The organism is Streptomyces sp. NPDC004658 (assembly GCF_040609555.1).
Lineage (GTDB): Bacteria > Actinomycetota > Actinomycetes > Streptomycetales > Streptomycetaceae > Streptomyces.
Window position 1 is genome coordinate 37,577 of the sequence record NZ_JBEXKG010000050.1, and the last position, 10,822, is coordinate 48,398.

The window sequence follows — 10,822 nt, forward strand, 5'->3', positions numbered from 1 at the left end:
CTCCCTCCTGCAACAGCGTCATGGCGCGGTGTCCTCGGCGAGGACCCGCGCCATGGTGCGTTCGGCGAGGGCCGTGATGGTGACGAAGGGGTTCACGCCGATCGAGCCGGGAGGAGCGAGCCGTCGGTGACGTACAGCCGCGGGTATCCCTTGACCCGCCCGTAGGTGTCGGTGGCCCTGCCGAGCACGCAGCCGCCAGTCGTTGGGCACGAACGTGGTCTTCAGGCCGGCGGTGGCGGCGGATGCCGGCCTGGCCGAGCCGGAGGGCGGCGACCGCGCCGCCGTATCCGGAACCGACCACGATCGCCGGGGAGTTGTCGGTGGCGGCCGGTTCGACCGCTCGCGCGGACGGGAGACCGATACGGGTGAGACCGAGGGTGGCGGCGGTTTGCAGCGCGGCCGCCCCAAAGATGTGACGCCTCGTCAGTTTTGCTGTCATGCGCGCAGCATCGGCGGATTTCCGGGTTCCGCCTGGTGCGTCCGCAGGGTTCACAGCAACGTCTTCAGCCTCTCCGCGAGCAGGTCCCAGCGCCACTTCTCCTCGACCCACCGGCGGCCCCGCTCCCCCATGCGGCGGCGCAGTCCGGCGTCGGCGAGCAGCGCCACGATCCGCTCGGCGGTCTGCTCCACCGAGCCGCCCCGGACCACCCAGCCCGTCTCGCCCTCCAGGACCGCGTCCGGGGCGCCGCCCGAGTCCCCCGCGACGACCGGCAGACCGGTCGCCGACGCCTCCAGGTAGACGATGCCGAGGCCCTCCACGTCCAGACCGCCGCGCCGCGTGCGGCAGGGCATCGCGAAGACGTCACCGGCGCCGTAGTGCGCGGGCAGCTCGGACCAGGGCACGGCGCCGGTGAAGCGCACCGAGCCGGCGACCCCCGTCTCACGGGCGAGACGGCGCAGGTCCTTCTCGTACGGCCCGCCGCCGACGATGAGCAGGACGGTGTCCGGCTCGGCGGCCAGGATGCGGGGCATGGCCCGGATCAGGGTGTCCTGGCCCTTGCGCGGGACCAGCCGGGAGACGCAGACGACCACCGGGCGGTCCGTGAGCCCGAGCCGGGCGCGGACCTCGTCGCCGCCGGATGCCGGGTGGAAGGTCTTCTCGTCGACCCCCGGCGGCAGCTGCACCATCCGCGAGGCCGCCCGGGGCGTGAGGGCGGTCGCTATCCGGGAGCGGGTGTACTCCCCGAGGTAGGTGATCGTGTCCGTGGACTCGCCGATCCGGCCCAGCAGCTGCCGGGCGGCGGGCAGCTGGGCCCAGCCGGCCTCGTGCCCGTGGGTGGTGGCCACCAGCCGCTCGGCGCCGGCCTTCCGCAGCGCCGGCGCCATCAGGCCCAGCGGTGCCGCCGCACCGAACCACACGGACGCGCACCCGTGCTCGCGCAGCAGCCCGACCGCCCGCCGGGTGGCCCCCGGGGTGGGCAGCAGCATGGTCGTACGGTCGCGTACGACGGTGAAGGGCTGCTCGGCGTCGAAGGCGGCGGTCGCCTCGGCGCCCTCCCGGCCGCGCTTCCAGGTGGAGGCGTAGACGACCAGCCGGCCCGGGTCCAGGCGCAGGGCCATGTTGTGCAGGAAGGCCTGGATGCCGCCCGGCCGGGGCGGGAAGTCGTTGGTGACGATCAGGGTCTTGTGCATCGCCGCCGACCCTACCGAATGGGGCGTTCGCGGTCGGGTGCGGCCGAGCCTGTGGCATCCGCACAGGTGTGCACGACATCATGGTCGCTCGCAGCGGATGCGAACGGCACGGCGGTCGGCGCGGGAATCGGACGGCAGGGGGATCAGGGTGGAGACGAAGGGTGCCGGGCGGTCCCTGGCGTGGCTGCTCGCGACCTGGGTCGCCACCCGGGCGGCGCTGCTGCTGTTCGTGTTCCGGGTGTTCGCCTTCCCGGGCCCGGACGTCACCTCGGACGTGTCGGTGATCTACCGCGGCTGGTACGAGGTCCTGCGGCAAGGAACGTTTCCGCTGGACGACGTGACCTGGCAGTACCCGCCCGCCGCGGCCCTCCCCGTCCTCTCCCCCGGCGCCCTGCCCTTCCTGTCGTACGCGCACGCCTTCTTCGTGCTGGCCTGCCTCGCCGACGCCGTCGTGCTGGCCCTGCTGCGGTACGCGGGCGGACGGCCGGACCGGTCGCCGCGCGGGGCCTGGGTGTGGGTTGCGGGCGTGCCGCTGCTCGGGCCGACGGTGTACGCCCGCTACGACGTGATGGTGACCGCGGTGGCCGTGGCCGCGCTGCTGGCCGGGACCCGGCACCCGCGGGTGATGGGCGCCCTGACGGCCTTCGGGGCCCTGCTGAAGGTGTGGCCGGCGCTGCTGCTGGTCGGTGCCGTGCGGCGGCGGGCGTGGGCGTCGGCGGTGGTGACCGCGGCGGGACTCGCGCTGCTGTTCGCGGTGTCCGTGCCGGGCGCCTTCGCCTTCCTGACCTTCCAGCGCGACCGGGGCACGGAGGTGGAGTCGCTGGGCGCCCTGGTCTTCCACATGGCCCGGCACTTCGGCTGGCGGGGCGAGGTGCTGCTGAACTACGGCTCGATCGAGTTCCTCGGCCCGCACGTCGACCAGGTCAGCACGGCCGCGCTGGCGCTGACCGCGGCCGCGTTCGGCTGGCTGCTGCTGTGGCGGCTGCGCGCCACCCGGTTCGCGCCGCACACCCTGGCCGACGCGGCCCTGACGGCGGTGCTGCTGTTCACGGTGACCAGCCGGGTGATCAGCCCCCAGTACCTGGTGTGGCTGATCGGCCTGGCCGCCGTCTGCGTCTCGTACCGGGCGAGCCGCATGGGGCCGCCCGCGCTGCTGGTCGTGCTCGCGTCCTTCGTGACGGTCCTGGAGTTCCCGCTGGGCTTCTCGCACGTGGTGACGAGCGACTGGTACGGCGTGACGCTGCTGGTCGTGCGCAACGGCCTGCTCGTCGCGGCCACGGTCACGGCGGCCCGCCGGCTGTGGCGCGCGACCGTCCCACCGGCCGCGTCCGCCCCGCTCCCGCCTCAGCCCACCCGCACCGAGGAGACCCGCGTCTCCTCCTGACGCCGGGCAGGCCGAGGCCGGCGCGGCCCGGGTCCGGGGCGCTCAGCCGAGCCGGGTCCTGACGTAGGCGCGCCAGCCGGCGGTGAACTCCTCCGGTGTCGTCCCGAGCACCTTCTTCAGGGCCTCCTCCACCGCGCCCGCCCGCTTCCCGTGGGCGCCGACGACCCGGTAGAACGCGGCGAGCCGGTCCGCGCCCCACCGCTCGGCGATCATCCGGCAGGCCAGCCAGCCGCCCTCGTAGGCCCGCGCCAGCTGCGTCGGCTCCCGGGTGAAGGCGAAGTCCGCGTCACCGGGGAGCGTGTCGGGCACCTCGCCGTCCTCGACGGCCCGGGCCAGTTCCGGCGCGATCTCGGCCGGGGTGCGGCCGGTGCCCAGATAGCCGATCCAGTCGGCGTAGCCCTCGGAGAGCCACAGCGGGGTGGCGGCGGTGGTGTCCGCCCGGGTGGCGACATGGGTCGTCTCGTGGGTGAGGACGACCTGCTTGCCGGCGTCCCCGAGCACCGCGTACGCCTCCGGGTTGACCAGCACCCGGTCCGCCGGCGACCGGCCGGACCCGCTCGTGTCACCCGTGGTGACGGCCGCGATGCCCCGGTAGTCGGCGGCGGACGAGCCGAGCAGCGCCGCCATGCCCTCCAGGGACGGGGGGACGAGCACGACGATCCGCCGGGCCCAGTCCCTGCCCCACGCCCCGGAGACGGCCGGCACCGCCCGGTCGGCCAGCCGCGCGTACGGCCTCAGGCCGGCGGTGGACCCCCCGGCGCCGAGCACCAGGCTGTGCGCGCCCCGGACGGCGATCACCGTGCCCTGGTCCCACAGCTGCTGCCCGGCCTTCCGGGCGGGCTTGTCGGCGGTGACGTACCAGTGGCCGTCGGCGGAGCGCCCCAGGGTGAGGGTGCGGCGGGCGTCGACGGGGGCCCCGTCGTAGCCGGCGACGCGGTAGCGCAGGTCGGCGTCGGCGGTGGCGCCGGAGGCGGTGCGGCGCAGGGCGGTGACCCGGTAGCTCCAGGACGCCAGCGGGAGGGCGCGCAGCCGGGTGTACTCGGTGCGGGTGCCGGTCGCGCCGTACGCCGTCTCGTCGTGGCCGAGCAGGGCCGCCGCGCGCCGGTCGAGCACCCGCTGCACCTCGGCCCGCGCGGTGTCGGTCACCGTGTGCCCGCCGCACCCGGCCAGCGGCAGCAGCAGACCGAGCCCCACGGCCCCGATCCCCCACGCCCGCCTGCGACCAGCCATTTCCCGATCGTACGGCGAGGAGGGCGGTCAGGGCCGGGTGACCGAGGAGACCGGCATCATCCCGACCGGGTCGTAGCGCACCGGAGCGCCGGGATAGGGGGCGTGGATGACCTGGCCGTTGCCCGCGTACATCGCCACATGGCTGGCGTCGGAGCGGTAGACGACCAGGTCACCGGGGCGGGCCTGGGAGAGCGGCACCTGCCGGCCGGCGAACCGCTGCTCCTGCGAGGTGCGCGGCAGATGGACGCCGGCGTGCGCGTACGCCCACTGCATCAGGCCCGAACAGTCGAAGCCGGAGGGGCCGTTGGCGCCCCACACGTAGGGACGGCCGAGGGCGGAGCGGGCGGCGGCCAGGGCAGCGGCGGCGCGGCCGTCGGGGGCGGGGACGCCGGCCGGGTCCGGCAGGTCGGTGCGGCCGCCGCGGGAGGCGCGGTCGTAGGCGGCGCGCTCGCCGGCGGGCAGGGCGTTGATCAGCCGCCGGGCCCGGGCCAGCTTCCGCTCCACGGTCCGTTTGTGCGCGGCCACGGCCTTGCGGCTCTTCTCCAGCTCGGCGAGCTTCCCGGCCGCCTCCGCGCGCTCCTGGGCGAGGTCGCGCAGCGCCGACTGCAACTCTCCCAGCCGGCGGGCCTGCCGGGCGCCGATGCGGTCGAGCGTGGACGCCTTGTCCAGGTAGTCGTCGGGGTCGGCGGAGAAGAGCAGGGCGACCGTCGGATCGATGCCACCGGAGCGGTACTGGGCACCGGCCAGCGAACCCAGCTGCTCCCGCAGATCGTTGACGCGCTGCTGCTGCCGGGCGATGTGGTCCTGGGCGTCCCGGACCTCCCGGCGCAGCCGGCCGGCGCGCTCGTCGGCCTCGTCGAAGGCCTGGGTCGCCTTCTCGGCCTCCTCGTACAGGCGGTCCACCTCGGCCCGGGTGCCGGTACCCGGTGCCGCCTGCGCCGGTACGGCGCCGAGCGCGGCGGCGGCGGCCGACAGCACACACAGGGCGACGGCACCCCGGTCGAATCCGGACGGGGCAAGGCGACGGTGGGACCCCACGGCAGTCCTAACTGCTGGCGGACACAGACCGTTTCCCCGGCGCCTGGGGACGGGGAGGCCCCGGCGCCGGGGAAACGCGGCAGACAGTAGCCGTGCGGACCGGCCCGGACCAAAGACCCCGGCGTCAACACAGGGTGACGCCCCGCCGCTGACGCAGGTCACCGGCGGGGCGTGGAGTCAGTTTGGGTTCCGGTGATTCGCCCGTTCGGGCGCCACCGTGTCCGTGTGTCGCCGGGTGTCAGACCCGGACGCCGAACATGAACGGGCCGCCGATGGTCGTCATCGACTCGTACCGGACGACCGTGCCGGTGCGCGGGGCGTGCAGGATCTGGCCGTTGCCCGCGTAGAGGCCGACGTGGTGCAGGTCGTTGAAGAAGAAGACCAGGTCGCCGACCTTGAGGTCGCTCTGGTTGTAGATCCTCGTACCGATCTGCGCCTGCGCCTCGGAGGTGCGCGGGATGGAGACGCCGGCCTGGCCGTAGGCCCAGGAGGTCAGGCCCGAGCAGTCGAAGGAGGAGGGGCCCGTGGCGCCGTAGACGTAGGGCGAGCCGAGGCGGGTCTGGGCGGCGGAGAAGGCCGCCTGGGCGTAACCGGAGGCGGGCGGGGCGTCGCCGAGGTCCACGCGCTGGGTGGAGGAGCGGTTGGCGCGCTGCTGCTCCTCGGCGAGCTGCGCCTTCTCCTTGGCGGTCAGGGAGTTCAGGAGCTTCTGCGCCTCGGCGAGCTTGCTCTGGACTTCCTTCTTCTTGTTGCCCAGTTCGGTGCGGGTGGCGGAGAGGTCCTTGAGCTTCTCCGTCGCCTCCGCCCGCTCCTGGGCGAGTTCGCGCTGTTTGTCCTGGATCTTCTTCAGCGCGTCGACCTGCTGGCTGCTCAACTGGTCGAGCGTGGACGCCTTGTCGAGGTAGTCGTCCGGGTTGGACGACAGGAAGAGCTGGACCGAGGCGTCGATGCCGCCGGAGCGGTACTGGGCGGTGGCCAGCGAACCCAGGCCGTCGCGCAGCTTGTTGAGCTCCTCCTGGCCGCGGGCGACGTTGTCCTGGATGGTGGAGATTTCCTTCTGCAGCTTCTGCTGCTTCTCCTTGGCGCCGTTGTACTTCTCGGTCGCCTGCTCGGCCTGCTCGTAGAGCTTGTCGACCTTCGCCTTCACCTCGTCCTTGCTCAGCTTCTCGCTGGGGGCGGCGTTGGCGGCGTTCGCGCTCAGCGCGACGGCAGCGGCGGCTGCGGTGGTCAGCACGGTCACACGGGTGCGACTCGGCTGCTTGGGTCGACGGTGGGACGCCACGGAGGACGAACTCCTTCTTGTGAGTGATCACCCGTTCGGAGGTTCGAGCCCAGACCCTAGTGACCTCGTTGTGATCAGTTCAAATCCCACAGCAAAAAATCTCGTCACACAGTGCATTCTTTGCACACAACTCACGAGCAGTGAGAGCGGGTTGACACTACGTTGCGTGACGATACGTCCAATTCGGGCATTCACTGCGCCCGTTGGACCTTCAGGACAGTCGCTTCAGAAGCACCGCAGAGGCCACCGGTCGGGCACCCGCCTTCGCGACCCCGTCGGCCACCTCGCGGTCGGTGGAGGCGACGATGACCGGACGCCCCGGCGGCTCCGCACGCACCAGCTGGCGGATCAGCTCGTCCGCCGTGACGCCCGGCTTGGAGAACAGCACCCGCACGCCGCGCGGCGGCGCGAGCAGCACCGGCGCGGCCAGTTCGGCTCCGTCGAAGACACACGTCACCTCGGCCCCGGTCTGCGCGGCGAGCGCGGAGAGCTGGCCCAGCAGCCGCAGCCGCTGCTTCTCCAGCGGCATCTGCGGATAGCCGGTCTTGGTCACGTTGTAGCCGTCGACGACCAGATGCGCCTGCGGCAGGGCGAGCAGTTGGTCGAGAATGGCCGGATCGTTCTCCGACAGGGCCCGCGCCGCGATGTCCTTCGGCGTCATCCGGCCCGGTTCGACGGCGTCCACGGTCTCCGCCGGGCGCACGGACACCGGAGGCAGGGCCAGCTCGCGCCGCAGCCCCTGGGTCGCCTCCAGCAGGGTGTCGAGCAGCAGCCGCACCCGCATGTCCTCCACGCTGCGGCCCTCCCGGGCCGCCCGGCGGGTGGCCTCCAGCGCGGCCTCCGCCTCGCCCAGGCGGGCCTTGAGCCGCCGGGACTCGCTCTCCGCGGCCGACACCTGCGCCTGCGCCTCGGCGCGTACGGCGTCCATCTCGCCCTGCGCCTTGCGCAGCGCGGCCTCCCCCCGCTTGACGTCACTGAGGGCGGCACGCAGCTTGCGGTGAAGCGATTCGGCTTCCCTCCGGGCCGACTCCAGCTCCGTACGCAGCCGTTCGGTCTCGGCGCGCGTCTGGTCGCGGGCCTGCGCCAGTTCCGCGCGCAGCCGCTCCAGCTCCGCCCGGCTCTCCTCGTCGGCGCGCTCGGCGTGCGCGCGCTGGGCCTCCTCGCCGGCCGCGGTGACCAGCTTCACCCAGCCCGCCGGGCGCAGCACATAGGCGGCGGCCGCCACGTCGAGCGGGTCCGCGGCCGGGGGCGGGGAGCCGGCGTCGAGGGCGCCGGCGAGTTCCGGCTGCGCCTCCCGGAAGCGCTCCCCGATCCGCTGCCGGAACACGGGATCGGTCTCCAGCGCCGCCGCCATCGCGTTTCCCGCGAACTTCGCCCGGCGATTGGGGGCGAACCGGGCGTACTGCCTGAGCTGAGCGGGAAGTTCCGCGACGGTCAGCCCGCCGAAGCCGTCCGACACGATCTGGACGACCCGTCTGCGCACGCCGTCGGGCAGCGGACGGTCAAGCACCTCAGCGGTGCCGTCGCCCGGCCCCCCGCCTGCGGTCTCCACCATCCGTCACACCCCAATACCGGAAAAAGCCTCTCCGGGGGCCGCTCCGCTCAGGAGCCGGCGCCCGGCCTGTCCACGAGTTCCACCTGGTCCACCGCGTTGCACCAGCGGCAGCGCACCGATTCGATGGTCTCACTGACCACCTCGCGCTCCTCCACCGTCGGCTCGCCCGCCAGGTCGAGGTGGACGTACTCGACGACCTTGGACGAGCGGGTCACGTCGAAGCGCGTGAGGTTGCCGCACAGGGTGCAGCGCCATCGTGTCGTGGCCGTCGGCAGGGGAACCGTCATGGTGACTGTTCTCTTCCTTCTCGTGTCGGTCCGCGCCGTCCCCCGACGCGTGTGGCTCGTAACCCTACGGCCTGGCGGGTACCCGCCGCCCGTCCGTCCGCGGCGGCGAGGCGGTCTGTCAGCAAGCGTCCCGTTACGTCATGCTCTGTAGTCATGATCAGCACCTGGAGCACGGCGGCCGGCAGGACACTGAGAGCGGTCCGGGGCACCTCGGCACCGATGACGTACGGCCTCATCGTCCTGTGCGCTCTGATCTTCGCCCTCGGCCCGGCCTCCGGGCTGGTCCCCGGGTACGGCTCCGGGGAGGCGCTGCTCGCCGCGCAGCGGGCGTACTTCCGGCACTGGGGCGTGGTCCCGGCCGAGCTGTTCGACGGCCCGGCCGGGGCCGCGCTCACCCCGGCCACCGCGCTGTTCGTGCACGGCAGCTGGGTGCACCTGCTCGGCAACACGCTCTTCCTCTTCGTCTTCGGGGCGATGACCGAGGAACGGATGGGCCGGGTGGAGTTCACCCTGTTCTACGTCGGCTGCGGCTACCTCGCCCTGCTGGGGTACGCGGCGGCCAACGCGGCCTCCGAGCAGTCGCTGGTCGGCGCCTCCGGGGCGGTCTCGGCGGTCCTCGGGGCGTTCCTCTACCTCTTCCCCCGGGCACGTGTGACCAGTCTCCTGCCGTTCCTGTTCTTCCTGCCGCTGCGCTTCCCGGCCTGGGTGGTGCTGCCGTCCTGGGCGGCCTTGCAGTGGCTCGCGGCGGGACGCGCCTCCGACGGCCCCGGGGTGGCGTACCTGGCGCACCTGGTGGGGTTCGGGCTGGGCTTCGGCTACGCGTGGGTGCGATACGGCCGTGGGACTAGAGTGAAAGCCGCCCCAGCTCCGGTCACCGAGGGAGAGAGACAGCCGTGATCACCGCGATCGTTCTGATCAAGACCAGCGTGGACCGGATCCCGGAGATCGCGGAGCAGATCGCTTCGCTGGATTCGGTCAGCGAGGTGTTCTCCGTCACCGGTACCTACGACCTGATCGCGATGGTCCGGGTGCGGGAGCACGAGGATCTCGCCGAGATCATTCCGGGGCGGATCAGCAAGATCCCCGGGGTGGAGGCCACGGACACGCACGTCGCCTTCCGCACCTACTCCCAGCACGACCTGGAGGCCGCGTTCGCGATCGGCCTCGACAACTAGGAACGGCCAGGAGCGGCCTGGGGCGGCCAGGCGGGCCTAGGCGCTCACGTCCACCGCGGCGATGCCGGTGCCCGAGGGGACGTAGAGCCGGCCGCCGCGCGCGACCGGGGTGTGCTGGTCGTCGCCCGCGTCCCGGCCCAGGACGGCGTTCCAGCGCCTCGTGCCGTTCAGGTCCAGCGCACAGATCTTCTCGCCCGCACGCGCGTACACGGTGTCGCCGGACAGCACCGCGCGGGGGTAGGCCCTGCCACCCTCGAAGCCGTACCTCCAGGCGCGGGAGCCGTCGGCCGCCCGGACGGCGTACACGCCGCCCTGTTCGGTTCCGACGGCCAGCGTGCGGCTGCCCCCGGTCAGGATCCCGCCGTCGTCCTCCTTGCGCCACAGCCGCCGGCCGTCCGTGACGCGGAAGCCCCGGAGTTCGGCGGCCGAGTCCGCGAACAGGGTGGTGCCCGCCAGGACGAGGGCGGTGACGTCGGTGCCCCCGGACACCTGCCACCTGCGCGAACCGTCCCGCGCGTCCAGCGCCAGCAGGACGTCGCCGTAGCTGCCCGTGAAGACGGTCCCGCCCGAGACGATCGGGGTGCCGGTGGGGCCGGCCAGGGTCTTGGCGGTCCACTTCTCGCCGCCGTCGGAGGTGTAGCAGCGCAGCCCGCCCGTGGTCGTGCCGCCGACGGAGACGAGGACGTCCTGGCCGAGCAGGACGGGGACGTCGTACCGCAGGTCACCGAGGGTGCGGGTCCACAGCGGGCTGCCGGACGGGCTCACCGCGGTCAGCCGGCGCGTGTCCTCGGAGTGCAGGCCCACCACGCAGTACACCGCGTCCCGGGTGGCCGCGGGCGTGGAGACGTCGTCGCCGAGCCGGACCTTCCAGCGCTTGGCGCCGTCCCGGGAGACCGCGTGCAGCACGCCGCCGGAGGTGCCCGCGTAGACGACGGAACCGTCCGGGGAGAGCGCGCAGCAGGGCCCGTCCAGACCGCCGATGCCGCCGAGGTCGTACTGCCAGCGCAGGACCGCCGTCCGGCCCGCGCGGCGGGTCGACGGGGCCGGTGAGCTTCCGCTGCCGCCGCTGCTCCCGGTGCCGAACCCGTACTCCCACAGCCAGCCGCCGGCCCCCACCCCGGCCACGGCGACGGCTCCCCCGCCGAGGGCTGTGCGGCCCGGTCGAGGTCGCTGTCGCGGAACTCCTCCTTGGGCAGAAGGTCCGCCTCGGAGACGACGCCGACCACGCGGCCCTCACCCTCG

The 10,822-nt window shown here is 73.5% G+C and carries 10 protein-coding genes and 1 pseudogene; 3 read left to right on the top strand and 8 right to left on the bottom strand.

Translation table 11 applies throughout. The annotated features are described in order from the left end of the window. Positions 1 to 18: 18 nt before the first annotated feature. Positions 19 to 439, bottom strand: a pseudogene (locus ABZV94_RS19285) (GMC oxidoreductase). A 50-nt stretch (positions 440 to 489) separates the two neighbouring features. Then, positions 490 to 1,632, bottom strand: coding sequence for a glycosyltransferase family 4 protein (locus ABZV94_RS19290; RefSeq protein ID WP_356341598.1), 1,143 nt, complete (start codon positions 1,630 to 1,632; stop codon positions 490 to 492). Positions 1,633 to 1,780: 148 nt separating this feature from the next. Between ABZV94_RS19290 and ABZV94_RS19295 the strand changes: the two genes are divergently transcribed. Next, a complete protein-coding gene (locus ABZV94_RS19295) occupies positions 1,781 to 3,016 on the top strand; it encodes a glycosyltransferase family 87 protein (RefSeq protein WP_356341599.1) in 1,236 nt (411 codons plus the stop codon). A 42-nt stretch (positions 3,017 to 3,058) separates the two neighbouring features. On the opposite strand, the gene ABZV94_RS19300 is transcribed toward ABZV94_RS19295, so the two are convergent. The 5 genes from ABZV94_RS19300 to ABZV94_RS19320 form a co-directional block, all read right to left on the bottom strand. Continuing rightward, entirely contained in the window at positions 3,059 to 4,246 is a 1,188-nt protein-coding gene (locus tag ABZV94_RS19300; RefSeq protein WP_356341600.1) for a hypothetical protein, read from the bottom strand. Between the two features lie 27 nt (positions 4,247 to 4,273). Next, positions 4,274 to 5,284 (bottom strand): NlpC/P60 family protein, encoded by a 1,011-nt coding sequence (locus ABZV94_RS19305; RefSeq protein ID WP_356341602.1) that lies wholly within the window; start codon positions 5,282 to 5,284, stop codon positions 4,274 to 4,276. Between the two features lie 238 nt (positions 5,285 to 5,522). Next, positions 5,523 to 6,563 carry an NlpC/P60 family protein gene (locus ABZV94_RS19310; protein ID WP_356341603.1) on the bottom strand — a complete coding sequence of 347 codons (1,041 nt, stop codon included), beginning with the start codon at positions 6,561 to 6,563 and terminating at the stop codon, positions 5,523 to 5,525. 211 nt (positions 6,564 to 6,774) lie between these two features. Beyond that, entirely contained in the window at positions 6,775 to 8,118 is a 1,344-nt protein-coding gene (locus tag ABZV94_RS19315) for an NYN domain-containing protein (protein ID WP_356341605.1), read from the bottom strand. A gap of 47 nt (positions 8,119 to 8,165) precedes the next feature. Next, positions 8,166 to 8,405 (bottom strand): hypothetical protein, encoded by a 240-nt coding sequence (locus ABZV94_RS19320; protein WP_014672226.1) that lies wholly within the window; start codon positions 8,403 to 8,405, stop codon positions 8,166 to 8,168. Between the two features lie 153 nt (positions 8,406 to 8,558). Here ABZV94_RS19320 and ABZV94_RS19325 point away from each other — a divergent pair, with 153 nt between their 5' ends. Continuing rightward, positions 8,559 to 9,302 carry a rhomboid family intramembrane serine protease gene (locus tag ABZV94_RS19325; RefSeq protein ID WP_356341606.1) on the top strand — a complete coding sequence of 248 codons (744 nt, stop codon included), beginning with the start codon at positions 8,559 to 8,561 and terminating at the stop codon, positions 9,300 to 9,302. Next, complete coding sequence (locus ABZV94_RS19330) at positions 9,299 to 9,580, top strand: Lrp/AsnC ligand binding domain-containing protein (protein ID WP_356341607.1); 282 nt, start codon at positions 9,299 to 9,301, stop codon at positions 9,578 to 9,580. Before ABZV94_RS19325 ends, ABZV94_RS19330 begins: the two co-directional genes overlap by 4 nt. A gap of 36 nt (positions 9,581 to 9,616) precedes the next feature. On the opposite strand, the gene ABZV94_RS19335 is transcribed toward ABZV94_RS19330, so the two are convergent. Further along, positions 9,617 to 10,705, bottom strand: a complete 1,089-nt coding sequence (locus ABZV94_RS19335) for a PQQ-binding-like beta-propeller repeat protein (protein ID WP_356341608.1) — start codon at positions 10,703 to 10,705, stop codon at positions 9,617 to 9,619. Between the last annotated feature and the right edge of the window lie 117 nt (positions 10,706 to 10,822).

Bases quoted from the DNA above. Each gene is read 5' to 3' on its own strand.
- ABZV94_RS19290 (WP_356341598.1), bottom strand. From the start codon at position 1,632: ATGCACAAGACCCTGATCGTCACCAACGACTTCCCGCCCCGGCCGGGC.
- ABZV94_RS19300 (WP_356341600.1), bottom strand. From the start codon at position 4,246: ATGGCTGGTCGCAGGCGGGCGTGGGGGATCGGGGCCGTGGGGCTCGGT.
- ABZV94_RS19315 (WP_356341605.1), bottom strand. From the start codon at position 8,118: ATGGTGGAGACCGCAGGCGGGGGGCCGGGCGACGGCACCGCTGAGGTG.
- ABZV94_RS19320 (WP_014672226.1), bottom strand. From the start codon at position 8,405: ATGACGGTTCCCCTGCCGACGGCCACGACACGATGGCGCTGCACCCTG.
- ABZV94_RS19325 (WP_356341606.1), top strand. From the start codon at position 8,559: ATGATCAGCACCTGGAGCACGGCGGCCGGCAGGACACTGAGAGCGGTC.